At 34.8% G+C, this 18,537-nt stretch carries 21 protein-coding genes; 6 read left to right on the top strand and 15 right to left on the bottom strand.

Going from position 1 to position 18,537, the window contains the following annotated elements; genetic code table 11:
- Positions 1-69: 69 nt before the first annotated feature.
- Positions 70-1,518, bottom strand: a complete 1,449-nt coding sequence (locus DBR39_RS06670; protein WP_124531607.1) for a PLP-dependent aminotransferase family protein — start codon at positions 1,516-1,518, stop codon at positions 70-72.
- A 115-nt stretch (positions 1,519-1,633) separates the two neighbouring features.
- Here DBR39_RS06670 and DBR39_RS06665 point away from each other — a divergent pair, with 115 nt between their 5' ends.
- On the top strand, positions 1,634-1,969 hold the full coding sequence (locus tag DBR39_RS06665; protein ID WP_124531605.1) for an antibiotic biosynthesis monooxygenase family protein: 336 nt from the start codon (positions 1,634-1,636) through the stop codon (positions 1,967-1,969).
- A gap of 27 nt (positions 1,970-1,996) precedes the next feature.
- Positions 1,997-2,404: a GNAT family N-acetyltransferase gene (locus DBR39_RS06660; protein ID WP_124531603.1), complete on the top strand. Its 408-nt coding sequence runs from the start codon at positions 1,997-1,999 to the stop codon at positions 2,402-2,404.
- Between the two features lie 69 nt (positions 2,405-2,473).
- Here DBR39_RS06660 and DBR39_RS06655 read toward each other — a convergent pair whose 3' ends face one another.
- The 5 genes from DBR39_RS06655 to DBR39_RS06635 form a co-directional block, all read right to left on the bottom strand.
- Positions 2,474-4,858 carry a TonB-dependent receptor gene (locus DBR39_RS06655; RefSeq protein WP_124531601.1) on the bottom strand — a complete coding sequence of 795 codons (2,385 nt, stop codon included), beginning with the start codon at positions 4,856-4,858 and terminating at the stop codon, positions 2,474-2,476.
- Between the two features lie 260 nt (positions 4,859-5,118).
- A complete protein-coding gene (locus tag DBR39_RS06650; RefSeq protein WP_124531599.1) occupies positions 5,119-5,925 on the bottom strand; it encodes a GLPGLI family protein in 807 nt (268 codons plus the stop codon).
- Positions 5,926-5,960: 35 nt separating this feature from the next.
- Positions 5,961-6,959 (bottom strand): hypothetical protein, encoded by a 999-nt coding sequence (locus tag DBR39_RS06645; RefSeq protein WP_124531597.1) that lies wholly within the window; start codon positions 6,957-6,959, stop codon positions 5,961-5,963.
- Positions 6,960-7,127: 168 nt separating this feature from the next.
- Positions 7,128-8,093 (bottom strand): grasp-with-spasm system ATP-grasp peptide maturase, encoded by a 966-nt coding sequence (gwsG, locus tag DBR39_RS06640; RefSeq protein ID WP_124531595.1) that lies wholly within the window; start codon positions 8,091-8,093, stop codon positions 7,128-7,130.
- Positions 8,094-8,238: 145 nt separating this feature from the next.
- Positions 8,239-8,424 carry a hypothetical protein gene (locus DBR39_RS06635; RefSeq protein ID WP_103235646.1) on the bottom strand — a complete coding sequence of 62 codons (186 nt, stop codon included), beginning with the start codon at positions 8,422-8,424 and terminating at the stop codon, positions 8,239-8,241.
- 281 nt (positions 8,425-8,705) lie between these two features.
- Here DBR39_RS06635 and DBR39_RS06630 point away from each other — a divergent pair, with 281 nt between their 5' ends.
- Positions 8,706-9,089 (top strand): hypothetical protein, encoded by a 384-nt coding sequence (locus DBR39_RS06630; RefSeq protein WP_124531593.1) that lies wholly within the window; start codon positions 8,706-8,708, stop codon positions 9,087-9,089.
- A gap of 128 nt (positions 9,090-9,217) precedes the next feature.
- On the opposite strand, the gene DBR39_RS06625 is transcribed toward DBR39_RS06630, so the two are convergent.
- The 3 genes from DBR39_RS06625 to DBR39_RS24190 form a co-directional block, all read right to left on the bottom strand.
- Positions 9,218-9,808, bottom strand: a complete 591-nt coding sequence (locus tag DBR39_RS06625; protein ID WP_124531591.1) for a methyltransferase domain-containing protein — start codon at positions 9,806-9,808, stop codon at positions 9,218-9,220.
- 216 nt (positions 9,809-10,024) lie between these two features.
- Positions 10,025-10,450: a RidA family protein gene (locus DBR39_RS06620; RefSeq protein WP_228447780.1), complete on the bottom strand. Its 426-nt coding sequence runs from the start codon at positions 10,448-10,450 to the stop codon at positions 10,025-10,027.
- A 274-nt stretch (positions 10,451-10,724) separates the two neighbouring features.
- Complete coding sequence (locus tag DBR39_RS24190) at positions 10,725-11,009, bottom strand: bacteriocin-like protein (RefSeq protein ID WP_165835330.1); 285 nt, start codon at positions 11,007-11,009, stop codon at positions 10,725-10,727.
- A gap of 447 nt (positions 11,010-11,456) precedes the next feature.
- Between DBR39_RS24190 and DBR39_RS06610 the strand changes: the two genes are divergently transcribed.
- Complete coding sequence (locus DBR39_RS06610) at positions 11,457-12,245, top strand: XRE family transcriptional regulator (protein WP_124531585.1); 789 nt, start codon at positions 11,457-11,459, stop codon at positions 12,243-12,245.
- 200 nt (positions 12,246-12,445) lie between these two features.
- Here DBR39_RS06610 and DBR39_RS06605 read toward each other — a convergent pair whose 3' ends face one another.
- From DBR39_RS06605 to msrB, 4 genes are all read right to left on the bottom strand, one after another.
- Positions 12,446-13,258, bottom strand: a complete 813-nt coding sequence (locus tag DBR39_RS06605; RefSeq protein ID WP_124531583.1) for a ferritin-like domain-containing protein — start codon at positions 13,256-13,258, stop codon at positions 12,446-12,448.
- A gap of 24 nt (positions 13,259-13,282) precedes the next feature.
- Positions 13,283-13,993 carry a ferritin-like domain-containing protein gene (locus DBR39_RS06600; RefSeq protein WP_103233457.1) on the bottom strand — a complete coding sequence of 237 codons (711 nt, stop codon included), beginning with the start codon at positions 13,991-13,993 and terminating at the stop codon, positions 13,283-13,285.
- Between the two features lie 82 nt (positions 13,994-14,075).
- Positions 14,076-14,645 (bottom strand): fasciclin domain-containing protein, encoded by a 570-nt coding sequence (locus DBR39_RS06595; RefSeq protein ID WP_103233456.1) that lies wholly within the window; start codon positions 14,643-14,645, stop codon positions 14,076-14,078.
- 119 nt (positions 14,646-14,764) lie between these two features.
- Positions 14,765-15,280, bottom strand: a complete 516-nt coding sequence (gene msrB / locus DBR39_RS06590; RefSeq protein ID WP_124531581.1) for a peptide-methionine (R)-S-oxide reductase MsrB — start codon at positions 15,278-15,280, stop codon at positions 14,765-14,767.
- A gap of 89 nt (positions 15,281-15,369) precedes the next feature.
- On the opposite strand from msrB, the gene DBR39_RS06585 reads away from it, so the two are divergent.
- Both DBR39_RS06585 and DBR39_RS06580 read left to right on the top strand, forming a co-directional pair.
- Positions 15,370-15,939: an RNA polymerase sigma factor gene (locus DBR39_RS06585; protein ID WP_228447779.1), complete on the top strand. Its 570-nt coding sequence runs from the start codon at positions 15,370-15,372 to the stop codon at positions 15,937-15,939.
- A gap of 1 nt (position 15,940) precedes the next feature.
- The gene (locus tag DBR39_RS06580; protein ID WP_124531579.1) at positions 15,941-16,765 is read left to right on the top strand and encodes an anti-sigma factor domain-containing protein; all 825 of its coding nucleotides are present in this window, start codon (positions 15,941-15,943) and stop codon (positions 16,763-16,765) included.
- Positions 16,766-16,776: 11 nt separating this feature from the next.
- Here the strand turns inward: DBR39_RS06580 and DBR39_RS06575 are convergent, their stop codons facing one another.
- Positions 16,777-16,959: a hypothetical protein gene (locus DBR39_RS06575; protein WP_124531577.1), complete on the bottom strand. Its 183-nt coding sequence runs from the start codon at positions 16,957-16,959 to the stop codon at positions 16,777-16,779.
- Between the two features lie 109 nt (positions 16,960-17,068).
- Positions 17,069-18,394, bottom strand: coding sequence for a phosphatidylserine decarboxylase family protein (locus tag DBR39_RS06570; RefSeq protein WP_124531575.1), 1,326 nt, complete (start codon positions 18,392-18,394; stop codon positions 17,069-17,071).
- Positions 18,395-18,537 lie beyond the last annotated feature (143 nt).

Genomic DNA, 18,537 nt, shown 5'->3' with positions numbered 1-18,537 from the left:
AAGAGAAAATTATCATCGTGGAAACCTCCACAACAATCAAATGCTATTTTTTCTTTTAGAGGACCTTCCCTATTCTGTGGTGAGAATTTTCTTTAATAATAAAATAGCTTCTTCCAGCTCTTTCTCATTCATTGAAGCAAAGCCAAATCGAAAAGCATTTTCTTTTTCACAGATTCGTTTGATCTGTAATTGTGAACTCATTTTCAATGTATTAATGTTGTATGGATGTTTTAATTGGATCCAGACTGAAAGACCACCATCTGGTAAAGAAAAAGATGCGTAAGGTCTTAGATGATGATGCAAAAGTGTATTCAGATAATCTCTCCGTTGATGGTAACATTTTTTTGTTTTCTTCAGGTGCCTCCCTAAATCTCCATTTTTAATCAGTTCAGCCAACGCATTTTGCATATATCCATCACCACCAATATCAATCACTTTTCGTAAAGTGAGAGCCTCCTGGATAAAATTTTTAGGAGCCACCATAAAGCCAATACGAATGGAAGAACCTATTATTTTTGAAAAGGAACCGATATAGATGATGTTTCCTTTATGGGCTCCACTTGCCAAAGGTAAATAAGGCGATGAGGAATAATGATAATCATAATCGTAATCATCCTCAATGACTGCAAACGAATATCGGTTTGAAAGCTCCAATACCTTCATTCTTCTTTCCACGCTCAATGTTACCGTTGTAGGATAATGATGATGGGGAATGATATATAAGGCTGCTACCTTTTTCCTTTTACATATATTTTCGAGAGCATTGATGTCTAATCCGTTTTCATCTACAGGAATTTCCACAACAGAGGCTTTTGTCTTTTCAAATGCGCTGTTGGCAATAGGATATCCTGGTTTTCCTAAAATAATAGTGTCTCCTTCCTGTAAAAGCAATTGAGCTGATAAATAAATACTCATTTGTGCACCATGGGTAATCAATACATTATCAGCAGAAATATTCAATCCTCTTGTCACAGATAAGTATCTGGACAGTTCTTCTCTTAATTTTAATGTCCCTTGAGTGATCCCGACCACTGCATTTTTAATGGTAAAACTTTTCGAGGTATAGCTGCGGTAAATTTTCAACAATTCATCTATAGGAGAAAGTCGAATATCAGGATGCCCATCATCAATAAGTATTTCAGGAGCCGCAATGAGCTCTTGCTGAGACGGATCTTTCTTGGATGTGTGAAGTGGAAGGTTGAAATTATTTTCATACGATACAGATGAATCCTGAGCGTTCCATTTTTGTGGTTTTAGATTGGGAATATGTTCAGATACCCTGACTTGTTTCCGGGGAATAATTAATATCCAATCCTGAGCATTGAGCTCCTCATAGGCCGCTGTTATAGTTTTGCGGTGTACACCCAGAATTTTTGCGAGCTCTCTGGTGCTGGGCAGAGGCATTCCAGTGGGTAAATTTCCATTTCGGATAGCATTAATAATAGATATCGCGATCTGTCTGTAGACAGGAAGCTTTTTTTCTTTGTCGATACTGATGATATGTTCAAACGGAAACATTCTGGACTACTTTATATGTTCGATCTGGAGTACAAATGTAGTCCAAATTAAATATAATTTTATCCTGTAAATCAAAATAGTTTTTGAGAAATAAATTTTTAATTGAAAGTAAAATATGATAGCCGTAATATTTGAAGTGGTCCCTAAAGAAGGGAAAAAGAATGAATATTTAGATATAGCAAAGACCCTAAGATCAGAGCTGGAAGAGATTCCCGGGTTTATTTCCATCGAAAGATTTCAAAGTCTTGTGGATCCTAAAAAGATCCTCTCCCTCTCTTTCTGGGAAGATGAAAAAAGTATAAAAGAATGGCGCAACAGAACCACACACAGGAATGCACAGCAGGCAGGGCGAAACTCTGTGTTTGAAGATTACAGATTACGGGTAGCTTCAGTAATACGAAATTATGGAATGTCTGAAAGACAGGAAGCTCCCTCAGACCGTATTTTTTAAAATAATAAAAATTAAAAAAGATAAAAAATGATTACCTATCAAATTGAAGAAATAATCGGAATAGAAGAATTTACACAGGTCCTTATAAATTCTACATTAGGAGAAAGACGTCCGATAAACGAACCGGAAAGAATAATGGGAATGCTGCAGCATGCAAATCTTATCGCAACAGCACGTGACAATGGAAAATTGATCGGAGTATCTAGATCATTAACTGATTTTGCATTTTGCACTTATCTTTCAGATTTGGCAGTTGATGAGAATTATCAAAAGAAAGGAATTGGAAAAGAATTGATCCGACTGACAAAAGAGCATACTCCAAAAGCTACCCTTATTCTTTTAGCTGCCCCAAAAGCTGTAGGCTATTATCCTAAAATCGGGATGAAACAATGGGAACAATGTTATCTAATAAACAATATAGAAGATTTGAAATAATGAAATACCATTCATAATAAGAAGACATGTATTAAAGTACATGTCTTCTTTCGAGTATAATAATTGGGTTTATATGGTGATTTTTACCCCTGCTGAAATATTAATTCCAGGAAGCGGACTTAGAAATTTCAACTGAGAGTTCTGAAGTCTTGCCTCAGTGTTTAGCAGATTATTTCCTATGATATAATATTCCAGATCACCGATGCCTAAACTGCTGTCTTTATAAGCTAAACGGACATTCAGTAATGAAAATGCCGGCATAGGAAGCTCAGGATTAATATTTTTCCCTAAATATTTTTGCTTTAAATAATGATCTAAACTTAGATTCAGGCTGAAGTTCTGGATATTGCCTTCCAGATTGAATCCAAAACGGCTTGTAGGCATATTGGGCATATAATCGCCATCGCTCCATTTTCTTATCGAGCTGTCGGCTACACTTATATTTCTCACCAGATCATAATATCCACCTATCTCCCACTTCCCTATTTTCCCCAGATCTGCTTTATAAGCGGCTTCTGCTTCCATTCCGTTGATTTCTGTATCATCAGAACGCCATTCTTTGACAAGGAAAACTTCCCTGGAAAGTCCTGTGTGGGCAAGATAAATGTAATTTTTATAAGACGTATGGTACCAGTTGGCAGATACTCTGAGGTTCTTTAGGTTTAAGCCCCCTCCTATTTCAACGGTATTTGCGGTTTCCTTATCCAGCCTGTCATCACCATTTTCTTCCGTGAGAATAGCAAAATGATTATTTCCTGAGTACAGTTCGTTCACTTCCGGAGCTCTTTCGGAATGATTGTATTGTACTTTCAGATAGCCTTTTTTGAAGATATTCCATTGAGCAGCACTATGGAATTGATGAAGGGTAAAATCTCTGTCACTGAGTTTTCCACCGGAAAGTCCGCGACTTCTGACATATTTATTATCTGCTTCTGCCCTGCGTTGTACATGATCGTTTCTATAGCCAAGATCCAGTTGAATGATATTAAAATCAAGGTGTTGCATCGTAAAGATTCCGATTTCACGGCTTATATTGTTGGGTAAGTATCTCTGACCTCCAGTTCCTTCCATGTCTCTGTATTGCACTTCAAGACCTGTGGTTCCGGTCAGGAATTTTAATTTCTGCTGTGCAATTTCCAAACGCCCATTATGCTGATTCACGGCAAACTGATTGGCTCTGAAATTATCAAGAAGTTCTGCATTTTTTGAAAATATTCCCATATAATTTAGCTTGATACTGGAAATTGGGGAATGGGTAAATCTGTAACCTGTTTCAAACATCGCTTTATGGGATAAACTTCTTATATTGATAGGAAGATATTCTATTTTTTGCTGTGGCTTTCCATGGCTATGTGTGGGGATTTTAGGTATTGCATATCCCGGGACTCCAAAATAGGAATAAGAGTTTTGATAAGCTCCTCCTGCATAAAATGATTTCCCTATATAGCTGGTTCCGATATAAAATGAATTGCTTTCAGAATGACTGTTGGGGATTACTCCGTCTTTTGTCTCTACATATTCCCTGATTCCGTTAACTTCACTTTTATAACGGTCTTTCGAAGGATCCTGTCCGGGAACGTACAAATCATTCTTTGGATTAGGATAGTTTTTACCGTCAGCAGGATTATAATAGGTGGAACTGAAAGTATAAAGATCATCTTCTGACAGTTCATAATCTATCATATGATCTTTAGCAAACTGACTGATGAATGGGAAAAGACTTTTGTTCAATACCCGTCTGGAATCCACATCTACCTGACATAGTGACTGCAAAATACTGTTGAAGCCTACCAGTGCAGGATCATAACATCTGTCGTCTTTAGATTTTCCAGGGATTGTGACCCTATCCTGCTTATGATTGCTTCCTCCTACAGCCCATACCCAGTTTTTAGCAATGATTCCCCGGGCTGAAAATGCCTGTTTCTGTCCACTGTTGCTTCCCCCCTCAAGAAGTCCTTTTACATTTAGCTTTTTATCCGGTAACTGTCTGGCGATATAATCGGTTTCAATATCAATAGCGCCTCCAATAGCTTTTCCCCCATATAAAACTGATGCAGAATTCTTGTAAACAGTAATGTTTTGAACATTGTTCATCTCTATATCAGTATTAAAATCAGGGCTTATCCCCGAAAGATCATTCACTGCAGTTCCATTTTCCAGTATTTTTACCCGGTTTCCACTCAGACTTCGGATAACAGGAGCTCCGGAATTGGGACCATATCCTGAATTTTGAATCCCGGGAATTTTACTCAATGTTTCTCCTAATGTATTGGATTGAATAAAATCCAGCTTTTTTCTTGAAATATTTACAGAACTGTAATTGGTTTTCCCCTGTATCTGAATAGATTCTATGTCTTTTACGGTTTTTTTTTCAGGAGTGAGTTTCTGCGCCTTCAGAATGGATGAGGAATACATCAGCGTGCTTCCCATCAAAAAATAAACGGTCTTTTTCATGTGCATATACTTTAATGATCCGCAAAGCTAGATAATTAAATTTACTAATGCAACAATGTTGCTTTATTGATTTTATCTGAAAACCTTATGTTTTAAAGTAAAATATTGAATTACAGTGATGTGTTTTTAATTTCCAGACTCTATGTTTTCTGTAAAAACATAAAAACCGCTCTTTCTAGAGCGGTTTTTATACCAATGCTTATTTATATAATTTGTACCAGAGTCTTTGTCGTCTGGTTTGTAATGTTTTTAAACTTACATTAATTCGGATATTTTACAGCCTCCGACACCTCTATTGGGTTGTTATATTGTTTCAAACGAGATTGGATTGTTTTTGTCATTTCTCTGAAATCAGGCTTTACCTCTTTTCCTTTTTCATCTATAAATTTTGCTTGCACATTTTGTGATTTCATTTCTCTTAAAGGATCATTGTAATAATCTAAAAATACTTTCTGTAACTGCTTTTGTGGAATTGTAAGGGCTTCTTTATACATATTCTCAAAATCTAAAATATCAGATCTTTTCTTTATGGAATATAGGCTAAACTTATAAGAACCAGTAGAATCTTCCATCTGGACAATTAATCCGGGTAAATTTCTGAATATATACGGCCCTGCCTGAATGGGCACATCCTGAGTGTACCACGCCTCCCAAGTTCTTCCTTTGTATTTTAAAATAGCTTTTCTACATAAGTAGGTGTCTATTTTTTTTGTTTCGGATTTTAGTTCCCAATTTAGTTTTACTGCTTCTGCTATTTTGTATACATCACTAATAAAAAAATAATATTTGAAGCTTACATTTTCTTCATGATTAATCGCTGAAAAACTATTATCTCCTATAGCAGGTTCTTTAGATCCTGTACTTCTAAGTGAATCCACCTGGTATTGTTTTTCAGCCAAAAATTTAGATTTACCTCCCTGAACAAAAAGGATCATATTTTTATGGGTTGTCTCGGAACTTAAGGAATCTTCTTTATAAGTAAGCTGGTAATCAATCCGAAAATTTTGGGCATAAAAACTAGAAGACAAAAAGATGAGTACTAAACTTTTTAAAACTTTATAACGCATAATAAATAGAGATTTATTATTTAATTTTTGATCTTTTAATTAAATTCTGTGGTGTAGGGATTATAATTGCAATCCACTGTATATCCGGTCTTACCTTTCACCGGAATATAAGTTGTTGTACAGCAATACCTGAATTCACAAACATTACATGGCTCAATCTCCTCTCTTTTAATACTCCATAATTTGGATAATTTTTTTACACTGTTTGTTCTTATTTTTTCAAAATCATCCAAAATATTTCCGTAGCTGTTTTTATCTGAAAAATTATATTTTATATTTCCATTTCCATCAATAAATATAGTCTTAAACAATGCCAAATTATAATTTTTTGCCACATTATAAGCATTAATGCCTATGGCAATATCGTACAGATTGAATCGTGTTAGAAATAATTTAGAATCATCACAGGTGATATAATTTTTAATAATATCATTATTTTTTAGAGATCGTTTTTTGGGAGAATTAAATAGGGTAATAGAGGTGATCCGTTTATTTTCATACACTTTCTTATGTATCTTTTGGTATGGAAAAGACAGTGATATATTAGATACCCGGGAATATTCCAGGGATGATAATACTGTCATTAACTGTTCCATACAATTATCATTATCAATATGAAGGTGCAGCCTTTTAACGCCTAATTGTTGAATGTTTTTCGAAAATGTATCTCTATTATCATAAATATGTTGTGATACTATAGCCGTTGTAAAAAGGATTTCAGATGTATCTTCATTGTTGCTTATATCAGATAAATCGGGAAAAGATGAGTTGCTGGAATAAAAAATAAATTCTTTTTTTTCTAAAAAAGCCAAGTATTCTTTTGCCGTTTTATGTCCTTGATATTCTTCCAAAACATCACATACTTTTCTTCCTCTGATATCTTCTACAAAATCTATTAAGGTATTGGGTATGAATTCTATAGTTTCTCTTTGGATATCATATATAGTACTTCTCTCAAAACCCCTTACCAATATACAACAGGAAAAGAAGTGAATATATTTGTCTTTATTGTTCTGTATATAAATTGATCCCATCTTTGTATATTCTTAAACAGTGTATTTCTGATTGATGAATAGATGTTGTGATTTGTCTACTCAGATTATTTCTTCTTGCCTTTCTGGTATTGGGAAAAGGAAAGATATTTGAAAAAACAACAGGAAAGAATTCCTTCTTATGCTTTAACTCTTTTATTAAACTTTTTTTCATGTATTCATGTTTTTGAGACAATGAGCGACTTCATAATGAAGATTATAATTACAAGGTAATGAAGTCATTCTAAACTGACCGGAAGGATTCACCTCCAAAAAATAATATTCGCCGTCATCGGCTTTTATCATATCTACAGAACCTGTATTCAATCCTATTTTTTTCATCAAAGCAGATATTTTTTCATCTACAGCATCAGGAAGGCTATAAGACACATATCTGTTAGGACTCTCGTAGTTGACTTGTCTGTAATCTGTTTTTGTCTGAGCATCATTTTGAGAAAATATAGCCATACTGTAATTCTTCCCGTTCAGATGGAAAATCCTAAGCTCATATTCTTTGTTTATCATTTCCTGAAATAAACTTGGAAAGAAATTTTTATAACTTTTGATTTTTTTCTCACTTAATTGAGTGGTGAAAAAAAAGAAAGCTTTATCATCAATACCAATGACCGATCCTTCATTGATAGATTTAGTAATATAAGGCTGGTCGTAGTTTAAATTATCTGAATTGTTCGTTATATATGTTTTAGGGATTTTAATGCCTATTTCATGTGCAGCCATTAAAGTTCCTATTTTAGTCATTGACTCTAGCTTTTGATAATGATTAAGCCATTTTTTATCTTTTAAAAATTCAAAAAAAATATTTAATGTCGATATATATTCTGATTCTAGATAATTTAATAGTTCTATATTTTTTTCTGTTTTTATATTTTCTTTATACCTGTTAAAGAAACCGAATTTTCTAAACCAAACACATTTGACTTCTGACATGTCCACTTTCCCAAAAAAATTATTCTCTACAATCAGTTTAGGGTGTGGCTGTAATTCAACATACATTTTTGTTTTTCCGGTAAATAAATCTAAGTCGTTGATTCTTATGTGCTTTTCGCCAAGAATAGACAAGTGTTCCATTACCCAATTCGTATCATCATCATTGGGAGTAGATAAAATTAAAATCATGTTATAATAATTTGAAAAAACGATTTGGGAAGTAAATTAGGTGGATTGAGATTGGCCTATCTGAAAAGACCCTTCCCTATGGAATACAAAAAAAGACAAAAAAAGTCACCTCAATACATTTGAGGTGACCATTTTTAGCTTGTTACTACTTACGATCCCAAGATGAATCATCAGCTGTACCACCATTATAAATAAGGGTAATACATTTTGCCATTTCAGCATCTAGAACGGCCTGGTTTTGTAATCCTGCATAAACAGTTTTTAAATCACCCAATTTTTTACCTTTTAAGGATTCTAGGGATTTTTTAGAATTTTGATTTTCTTTTTTCATGGTTAAAATGTTAAAGATTAGATTTCAAAAGTATATAAAAAAATGAACTAACTCTAACAAAGTGTGATCTTTTTTATTATGTTAAATCCTTTTGTATAAGGGATTTGATCGATAATTCAAAAATAAGTGATCTTTTTTACTGGGTTTTTAAATAGCTTTTTAGACACCAAAAAGTGTGTTATAATAAGGGTTAAACGCAAAATATGATCATGTGAAAATACTTCGTTTTTACACATAAATTTTATATTAGTAAAAGCTAATAACTGGATAAAAAAAATTTCATGAACAAAATATTTCTTCCATTTTTATTGTTTTCTTTAGTAATAAATGCTCAGAATTTTAAATGTAAAGCTGCACACATTGGAAAATTTCAGGTAGATAATGGCGAATATGGAATTACAGTCATTGAAAGAAACAGTACATCCCAGATTGAAACAAACGAAAAAATGGGGTATAAAGCACGGTATGACATCAGCTGGATTAATGACTGTCAGTATCAATTAAAAAACCGAAAAGTCATAAAAGGCAAATCTCATGAAGGAAGTACTCCTGATGACGTATTAATCGCTAAAATCCTAAAAGTTGTGAATGAAAAGGTCTTCTTACAACTTAGTTCGAATTTTTCTGATGAAGTAATGGAATGTGAGATGATTAAAATTAAATAATGTAGATTCTTACATTTAAAACCTTTCGGGTTTGTTTCAATATTAAATTTTTTTGAATAAAATGAAATTTGTTAAATGGAGAAATGTTTATAAATGGTGGCTATTTCTTTTTAATTATAGATGTGGTTCTATTTTTCCCAAAAGTTTAATAATCCATTACAGTCTGTTGCAATTAGATTAAAACTACTTGGAATTTCATCCCATTTGCTCCAATACGTTACTAAACGTGTGCCTGCAGGTGTTTTGTCGAGCTGTTCTTTTACATACTCTGAATAAGCAAAATATAAATCTTTGTCCGTAGTTACTGTATTATCAATTACAGATAACGTATCTATATTTTCGTAAAAAGAATTAAAAAAATAGAATGCATCGTAGTCGGAAAAAGAGATTTCATTGATATTGGAGTGTATAAATTCTACATTAGTAATTTTATGTTTGTCTGCAATTTTTTTTGATATTTTGGTAAGAGATGCCCTTTGCTCTACTCCAAAAAACATTCCTTTTGTAGAAGCCGCTCCAATCAGACAAAATTTTCCGACACCAGAGCCAATATCCAGTATTTTACTATTGGGTTTTTCAGCAAGATACTCAGCAGCCATTTTTGCTACGGCAATTGGGGTCCAGTGCTGGCCTGCCAGTTCTTTTATATGTACGGGATATAGGTTATTAAAGGTGCTGTCTTTAACATCAATATTTAATTTGATATCATTAAAAATCATGTGATAAGGGGTATATATTCTTCATTAATAGAAAATTCATTGGTGTCAATCCAAAAATCATACAATCCAATGAAACCTAGTGTATAGAATTCAAAAAGAATTATAATGGGCAAAGTTACTCTGAAAATATTACAAAGCATTGATATCTAAGAATTTTTCAGAATAACTTATGGTATATACACTACAGATCCCTCACTCGGGGTTTTATATAAGCGCTTATTCTGTTTTGTCTTTTTTCATAAAAGCTACAGCATCTACTTCTATCAACATATTATCCAGTGCTAATTTTGGAACCGGAATTAAGGTACTCGTCGGAAATTGATGCCCCTTCCATACTTTATGAATTTCTTCTGACCATATTGTAAGTTTTTCCTGATTATGATCTACAATCAGAATGGTAATTTTAAGTACGTCTTTCACTTCTAATCCATATTCAGCGAGTACAGTTTCTAAATTCTGCAGTGAGATTTTAACCTGGGTTCTGAAATCTTTAGACAGATGGTGATTCAAGCCTTCCCCTCCGCTTTGTCCGGATATGAATACATACTTTCCTTCAGATTCAGCAGGTGCTGCAGAATGAGAAAAGGCATAAGGGGTTGGATCAAAAAGAGTTTTTGGATTTTTGTATTGGATTGTATTCATATTTGTTTGCTGAGTGTTGCTGGTTATGTTTTGTGAAAATGCCAGAAAACCCATACAGAGCGCCGGCAAACTTAATACTATAGATTTCATTGTATTTCTCTTAAAATTATTAAAGCAAATGTAGACTGCTAAATTGTAAGATACCTTTACATATGTTGATAGTATTTATTTTTAAGAAAAGTAAATTTGCAGATTTTCATAGTATGTACTAGCTGTACATAAAAATACCGCTCTTTTCAGAGCGGTAGAATTTTTTAATGTCAAAACTTACTGATTAGCAAGTAGAACCGCACTCAAGTAATTTGATGTGGATTACACCATTAACAACACATTGTGTTTGGCATAAAGCGTTAGTTACAATAGTACCTACACCACCTACTACTCCACCTACTGTAGAACCTACACCGCCAACAACACCGCCAACGACTGTTCCTACACCTCCTACTACACCACCGATAACACCTCCTAGTCCACCTAGTAGTCCACCGATTGGATCTAGTAATCCGTTACCTGAAATAGTTTTTAATTCATTTCTGTCCAATTTTTTTAAGTTTTTCATAACTATAATTTTATATGATTATTACATCACGAATATATGAATAATAAATATATGATTGCAAGTTTTTTTGAATAAATTAATTAAATATTTATATAATTTAATATTTCATTAATATAAAGTATTTTTAATGAAAATATCATTTTTATTTATATCTGATTGATTTTCTAAATGTTAAAAATAATAACTCAATTTGTGAAATTTAGAGTTATTATTTTTGCATCATATTCTATTTATTTGTGAATATTATTTAAATTCCATAATACCCTCTTTATTTACCAAAAAACGAAATTCCTGTACCCTGAAAATGGATTGTAAGAAGCTCTTAAATTCTCTTTTTTTGAAAAACGGGAACAATGAAGTTAAATTTCTTTACTTATGATGGTAAAACCTGTCATAGTTATTGATAACGAATTCAAATTTTGTATTTTTGCTGACATACTTTTATCAATGTCAATTTTTTCAAATAATATACGCTTTTTAAGAGCCAAGAGAAAGCTCTCTCAACAGAATGTAGCTGACGAGCTGTTGATCTCAAGAGTCCGCTATTCCAAATACGAGAACGGGATCTCAGAACCGCCTATCGAACTGCTGGTAAAAATTTCCAAATATTTTCATGTAAGCATTGATCTTATGCTGTCGGTAGATATTCAGAAATACCCAATGGATGAAATGCTGAAACTCCCTGATAACAGAATTGTTCTTCCTGTAGCTGTAGATACTCATGGGAATGATACCATAGAAATTATTCCTCAAAAAGCTTCCATGGGATACCTTGAGGGGTACAGTGATGTAGATTATATTGAGAGCCTGCAGCGTATTGCACTTCCTTTTCTTAACAATGGAAAATATAGAGCTTTCCCTGCAGATGGAGATTCTATGCCGCCATTCAGAAACGGTTCTTATATTGTAGGAAAATATGTAGAAGGAATCAACGAACTGAAACCGGGTAAAACCTATGTTTTTGTAACCCTGAATGATGGTATTACTTATAAACGTTTTAAGGAAACAAAAGAAAATACAATCTCTGTAAGCGCTGATAACTCCTTTTATGAGCCTTATGATATTCCTTTTGAAGAAGTGGTGGAAATCTGGCAATATGCTTCAGGAATTTTCCCGGAAGATTTTGAACCTGGTGATTATGAAAGCTATAATTTTAAAGAAATGTTCCGTGAACTGAGACAGGATATCAAAGACCTTGACAAAAAAGTTTCAGGCCGCCGCCGTAAGCAGTCTTAATATTGATATAAATCTTACTTATTTGTATAATAAAAAAGTACCGTATCTGATGATATGGTACTTTAAGTATGAATTCGGGTGAATTGAAGTAGTTAATGATGTGTTTTTTTAAGGCCTGACGAATGATTTTTTTTTGAAAAGTCCATTTCCGGGGGCATCTCCGGAAATGGACACACCACTTTACATCATCCAAATCACAACTAAACTATGAACAGGGAAGCGATAGTTTGTGCATCGCTACCGCTTAAAACTTCGTCGTACGCTGCAGAACCGGCTGCTGCACCAAATAAAGTTGATGTATTGTAACCCGCCTGGTTTACATTGTCTTCTCCGGCGTAAACCGGATTGGTGGCTGAAGGCATACTTCCTCCATCGGCAAGCTCAATCCATCCTTTATTAGCTCTCATTCTTCTTACCTGTGAAGCATGTCTTGCTTCAACGGAATGAATCTGTAATGCAGCCTGAAGCACTACTTTATTGGACATGACGTTTCCGGCCTGTCCTTTATAAGCTCTTACTCCGGTATCTTCAAAAGCCTGAGCAAGAATAAGAAATTGATTATAACTTGTAAAAGGGGTAAAATTTCCACCTGCTGTAAAATCGAAAGTAGGTTTATTCCCAGGAGTTGTTCCTAAAGAAGTGAGGGTACTTTTCAGGAAGCTGACATGAGCTGATTCATGTTTTGAGATCTGCATAAAGACGGTTCTGTCACCATTGGGAATCAATCCCGGTGTAGATAATCCTATGCTGTAATATTCATTTTCAAGGTATTCCAGGACCAATGCCAATTGTAAAGCATCTGTCAGCGTACTTTTTAATGCAGCACCTGTTAATGTTTTTGTTGTTTCTGCTTTGGCAGGAGTAGCCATCAGCGCACCCAATCCAAGGGGTACCGCTGCTGTAGCTGCTTTTTTTCCGAATAATGACATATTCGTAATGGTTTCCAGTCTTGAAGCTTCTGTTGTGAAAAACTTATCATAAGAAAGTTTATCCAGTAATCTAAGAATATTCATAATGTGAGTTTTTAAGGTGAATGATTAGTTGATCCCTCTTTCTTTCCAGGTAAAAGGTGTTTTGATAAATGCTCCGGCAGCCATTACAATGTCTTTAGGCTCTTTCGCCAGATCAAGTCCGTTGGCATCAATGACATCATCTCCTGAGAAGTCAGCAGATCCGGGATTGATGAGATTTCTGATGGCAGAAGCATGTCTTGCTTCCACTGAAACTATTTTACCGGCAATGACAAGGTAAGCGGGATTGGTAATGTATTTTCCAGCACCATTATAGGCTGCTACCCCAGTATCCTCTAATGCTTTCGCAGTAGCCAGCACCGAGTTTCGGTCATTAAAATTCACATTAGGATATTGGAATTCCAGCTTAGGCAGCACATGATCTGTAGCTCCGCTTATTGCTGCTTTGAAAAAATCCCTGTGTATCACTTCATGATGATAGAGATCTGTAAAAACTTCTTTTTCAATGCTGGAAATTCCGGTGTAAAAATTATTCACCACTTTCGTATAGAAATCTGCTTCCAGCTGCTCAAGGGCGTAGGCATAATTTAAAACCCCTACATCTCCTGTACCAAGATCATACTTGGACTCTTCTATAATCTGAAAATCATCATTGTCATCACAGCCTATTAAAGTCAGACCTGCGACAGCCAATCCTACTCCACTTAGTTTTAAAAAGTTTCTTCTGCTGGTATCAAGAGTTACTCCCTGATTAGAAACCTGAATTGGTTTTTTCATAATATTAATTTTTTAGTGTTAGGATAAATAAAAGAAAGAAAAACAGCATACTGAAATATGCTGTTTGAAATCTTACAAATTGTTATGGCATTAAAACTGTATCTATTACATGAATAACCCCATTAGATTGGTTCACATCAGCAATGGTTACTTTGGCGCTGTTTCCTTTGGCATCTTTTATATAAAGATCTTTTCCTTTTGTCCAGAAAGTAAGCTCCTCACCCTGTACTGTTTTCATCATGCTTTTTCCGTTTCCTGCTTTTACAGCAGCCCATATGTCTTTAGCACTGTATTTTCCAGACAGAACATGATACGTTAATATGGAAGTAAGCATTGCTTTATTTTCCGGTTTTACAAGGTTTTCAACCGTTCCTTTCGGAAGTTTTGCAAAAGCAGCATCTGTAGGTGCCAATACTGTAAAAGGTCCTGCCCCCTGTAATGTTTCTACCAGACCTGCAGCTTTTACTGCAGCGACAAGAGTTTTGTGATCCTTGGAATTGACAGCATTTTCAATGATATTTTTAGAAGGATACATAGGAGCTCCTCCTACCATTACTGTTTTTTCTTTCATCGTTTGTGCAGTTACCTTTCCGCTGAAAGCAAATGATAAAGCTACCATTGCTAAAACTGTGATTTTTGATTGTGTGTTCATTGTGTGATTATTTTTTAGTTAATTATATTTAGTTGTGCTTTTAATGTCATTTACGAGGTTGGTTTTGTTTTAGATTGAAAAAAAGCAAAATTTATTTTAAATTACTATAAATCAGTCTATTATTTTTTACCAGGAACAAATTCAAGACAGACAGAATTCATACAGAAACGTTTTCCTGTAGGTTTTGGACCATCATCGAAAACATGTCCGAGATGAGAATCACATCTGCCACACAGGACCTCTGTACGTTCCATATGATAAGAAGTATCTTTTCTGTATTTGACACTGTTTTTACGAATAGGCTGATAAAAAGAAGGCCATCCGCAGGTGGTTGCAAATTTGGAAGTCGAAATAAAGAGAGCATTTCCACATACGGAGCAATAATAAGTGCCTTTTTCATCAAACTCATTATATTTCCCGGTAAAAGCCGTTTCTGTGGCTCCTTCTCTGGCAACCTGATAGAGTTCGGGTTTTAAAATCTTTTTCCATTCACTATTGCTTACTTTCAGCGTATTTTCTGCAGTGCGGGAGTAATAGGGGTTTTTAATTTTAAAAAGGTTGCTTTGTGCTTTGTAGGTCCCTAAGGAAAGTGTAAGGCAAAAGGCAAGTATGGTTTTTGAAACTAATGTTTTCATATTGACTATTTTTAATTATTTTCTTAAAATCATGTACGAAATAAAAGTTGATGCGGATTTTTTTGGGAATATGTTTTATTTTATTACATTTGAAAAGAAAAATAAACGCTATTAAAACAACCTATTCTGAAGAAGAACTTATCGTTTTACTAAAAGGAAAAAACGAAAATGGTTTTCATTATCTGTATGACCACTATTCTGGTGCGCTGTACGGGATTATTCTTCGAATCGTTCAGTCTAAAGAATATACAGAAGAAATTATTCAGGATGTTTTTGTTAAAATATGGAATTCTATTCATCAGTACGATGCTTCTAAAGGGAGATTTTATACCTGGATGATCAATATTGCAAGGAATACAGCCATCGATTATTTAAAATCGAAAGCATTCCAGAATGAACTTAAAAACCAATCACTTCCCGATTTCGTATATAATACTGCAGAGCTTTCAACAACCAATAATTCTTCCGATTATATCGGATTCAATAATGTACTTGAAGGCCTTGAAGTAGACAAGCAGGAGCTTATAAATCTTGCTTATTATCAGGGATATACCCAACATGAAATATCCGAAAAACTGAAAATACCGCTGGGAACGGTAAAAACGAAAATGCGTAATGCATTGATAAAATTAAAAGATTTGTTAAAAGATTATCAATAAATTGAACACTAAAGAATACATATCATCCGGAATTATAGAATCTTATATTCTAGGCCATGCTTCTCCTGAGGAAGCAGGGATTTTGGAGTGTGTGATGAAAAATAATGCTGAAGTAAAAACGGCTTTTGAAGAAGCACAGAAAACTTTGGAAAGTCTTGCCACAGCACAGGCTGTAACACCTCCAACCGATTTGAAATCTAAGATTTGGAATAAAATTCAACAGGAACAAACTGTTGAAGAAGTACCTCCTGTTCTTTCGGCGGATATTACTGAGGCAAAAGATCAGACAGAAATTAGCACAGACAGGCAGAATATTCAGGGAAATACCCATTGGAAAACCTATGCAATAGCGGCTTCCGTATTATTCCTTGTGAGTGTTGCCGGAAATTTATTCTGGATGAATACTCAATCTGACAATCAAAAGGAAATGTCTCTGCTGGTTGCAGATCAGCAGGCTAAGGATCGGGAAATGCAAAAAATGAATCAGAAGCTTGATATGTTCTCCAATCCTGATATGCAGATGGTGATGCTGAAAGGAGTAGAAAAGCATACGGATGCAAAAGCAATGGTTTTCTGGGATAAAAAAACAAAAGAAGTCTATCTGAATGCTGAAAAGCTTCCTAAAGCTCCTACTGGAATGCAGTATCAGCTTTGGGCTATTGAAGATGGAAAACCGGTAAGTGCAGGAATGTACACTGAGGATAAAGACAGTAGGATTGCTTTGGCCAGTATATCAAAAGCTCAGGCTTTTGCAATTACTCTTGAAAAAGAAGGCGGAAGTACAGTACCTACTATGGAAAATATGTTTGTAATGGGTGGAATTTAATTCCACCCATTTTAATTTGTCTTTCTGTAATTATAGATCGCAAGACTGTTCAGAACAACAGCAAAGCCTATCAAATAGAAGAATTCTGTTTTTATTTCAGAGAAATGGCTTCCTTTCAATACAATGAGTCTTACAACTTTGATAAAGTGTGTTACAAGGGTAAGGCTTGACATCTTCCGAGCCCAGTCAGGCATACTTTCCGTATTGGTGAAAAAGAAATTCAGTGGTCTGTTTTGTATAAAAAAACAAAGAAGCAGATACTGTTCTACTTCTTTGTATAAAATATGATTATAGACGTATGATTTAATTTGTGACTACCCCAATTCTTGCTTTCACAGGAATATTGTAGGTGTTCAGGCATGGAGTCTGTCCATGGAAATCAAAATCAATATTAACTTCCGGTCTGAAAATCAGACAATGAGTAGACCCACCAAAATGGAATGTCCCGATAGGATCTCCTTTTTTAACATGGTCGCCTTCTCTCACTGTGATTTCACAGCTGGAAACTTCTGCCATACCAATCGCTACAAAGCACATCAGTCCTATTTTCTCATTATCTGACTGGATGAATATCAGGGCGCGGGCGGCGAGTTCTGTAATATACCCCTGAGAATCATTGGGACCTGAAGGATCATATCCTTCAATAGGAGCTTCAGCGTAATATGTTCCCGGAACATTCTGAATGGCGACAATGGTGCCGTCTACAGGGCTGTTCCATCTATGATAGGTTTTAGCACAAAGAAATGCCTGGTAAACAGTACTATTATCCCCAAATTTCTGGGCCAGTTCATGATGGTTCATCATATCCAGTAAAGAATAAGGCTGTCCTTTCATCCAGAATTTATCTTTCATCTGGGCATTGGTAACACAATTGTAGGGTGCTGATTCGCAAGCATTAACAATGACCGAAGGATCTTTATCTTCCTCACTTACTTCTCTTACCCCAGGATTGAATTGTCTGGTAAAAAAATCATCCCAGCTCTTAAATCCAAAATAAGGCTGATTAGGCTGGCATTGATAATTATAAATGAAATTTTGCAAAGGATCTTCAGGGTTATTTCCCTTTCCTCTCAAAGGATCCATAGCAGCAATAGCTTCTAAAGCTTGTGGAGAAAACCAGCCTAAAGGATTGGTATAGTCCGGTTGCGGCTGATTCACAGAACCATTTACAAGTACATATTGTGATGCCGGAGATTCCAGAAAGTTTTTCCATTCTCCCAAAATAACACTTAGTTTTTGATTAACTTCCGGATGAAGAAATGTTAAATATCCTGCCTGAGTTCCCATAGCCCAGTCTACGATAGCATTAATGGGAAAGCCTACCAGTCCTATATTATCTTCTATCACGCTGTAGCAGGGTGCTTCCTGTAAAACCTGATTGATAATAAGAAGCATGGTCTGGAAATCTTTCACAGGCTCATTATAGCCTTGCGGGATCTCATCATACATGCTGGTGAAGCTCATATACAAAATAGGATCATTATATATTGCGTTTTTAAGGCTATCTACAGCCGGATTCATAGGAAGTCTGCTGTTTTTGGCCTGATGTACTTTTTTCTCCAGCCAGCTATTCAGAAACTTTCTGTCTGAGGGAAGCCATTTCCCCACTCTGTATTTTACATGGTTCATAATATGAGTGTTTTAAGGTTGTTTTCTACGTTCAATGATACTATAAAGTTACCCCTATTTATAGAAGATGACAATAGTATTTCTACCTAATGTGAGATACGTAGAAACACTTAAAACCTCACTTTAATACTGGAAGGGACCTG

Origin of the sequence: Chryseobacterium sp. KBW03, from assembly GCF_003852415.1 — a bacterium.
GTDB classification, from domain to species: Bacteria; Bacteroidota; Bacteroidia; order Flavobacteriales; family Weeksellaceae; genus Chryseobacterium; species Chryseobacterium viscerum.
Note: the sequence above shows the minus strand (reverse complement) of the source record. Positions and strands in the feature narration are given on the sequence as shown.

Coding starts and splice junctions, on each gene's coding strand:
- DBR39_RS06665 (WP_124531605.1), top strand. CDS start 1,634: ATGATAGCCGTAATATTTGAAGTGGTCCCTAAAGAAGGGAAAAAGAAT.
- DBR39_RS06570 (WP_124531575.1), bottom strand. CDS start 18,394: ATGAACCATGTAAAATACAGAGTGGGGAAATGGCTTCCCTCAGACAGA.
- DBR39_RS06575 (WP_124531577.1), bottom strand. CDS start 16,959: ATGCCTGACTGGGCTCGGAAGATGTCAAGCCTTACCCTTGTAACACAC.
- DBR39_RS06625 (WP_124531591.1), bottom strand. CDS start 9,808: ATGATTTTTAATGATATCAAATTAAATATTGATGTTAAAGACAGCACC.
- DBR39_RS06610 (WP_124531585.1), top strand. CDS start 11,457: ATGTCAATTTTTTCAAATAATATACGCTTTTTAAGAGCCAAGAGAAAG.
- DBR39_RS06670 (WP_124531607.1), bottom strand. CDS start 1,518: ATGTTTCCGTTTGAACATATCATCAGTATCGACAAAGAAAAAAAGCTT.
- DBR39_RS06660 (WP_124531603.1), top strand. CDS start 1,997: ATGATTACCTATCAAATTGAAGAAATAATCGGAATAGAAGAATTTACA.
- DBR39_RS06605 (WP_124531583.1), bottom strand. CDS start 13,258: ATGAATATTCTTAGATTACTGGATAAACTTTCTTATGATAAGTTTTTC.
- DBR39_RS06595 (WP_103233456.1), bottom strand. CDS start 14,645: ATGAACACACAATCAAAAATCACAGTTTTAGCAATGGTAGCTTTATCA.
- DBR39_RS06650 (WP_124531599.1), bottom strand. CDS start 5,925: ATGCGTTATAAAGTTTTAAAAAGTTTAGTACTCATCTTTTTGTCTTCT.
- DBR39_RS06635 (WP_103235646.1), bottom strand. CDS start 8,424: ATGAAAAAAGAAAATCAAAATTCTAAAAAATCCCTAGAATCCTTAAAA.
- DBR39_RS06630 (WP_124531593.1), top strand. CDS start 8,706: ATGAACAAAATATTTCTTCCATTTTTATTGTTTTCTTTAGTAATAAAT.
- gwsG (WP_124531595.1), bottom strand. CDS start 8,093: ATGATTTTAATTTTATCTACTCCCAATGATGATGATACGAATTGGGTA.
- DBR39_RS06600 (WP_103233457.1), bottom strand. CDS start 13,993: ATGAAAAAACCAATTCAGGTTTCTAATCAGGGAGTAACTCTTGATACC.
- DBR39_RS24190 (WP_165835330.1), bottom strand. CDS start 11,009: ATGAAAAACTTAAAAAAATTGGACAGAAATGAATTAAAAACTATTTCA.
- msrB (WP_124531581.1), bottom strand. CDS start 15,280: ATGAAAACATTAGTTTCAAAAACCATACTTGCCTTTTGCCTTACACTT.
- DBR39_RS06620 (WP_228447780.1), bottom strand. CDS start 10,450: ATGAATACAATCCAATACAAAAATCCAAAAACTCTTTTTGATCCAACC.
- DBR39_RS06645 (WP_124531597.1), bottom strand. CDS start 6,959: ATGGGATCAATTTATATACAGAACAATAAAGACAAATATATTCACTTC.
- DBR39_RS06655 (WP_124531601.1), bottom strand. CDS start 4,858: ATGAAAAAGACCGTTTATTTTTTGATGGGAAGCACGCTGATGTATTCC.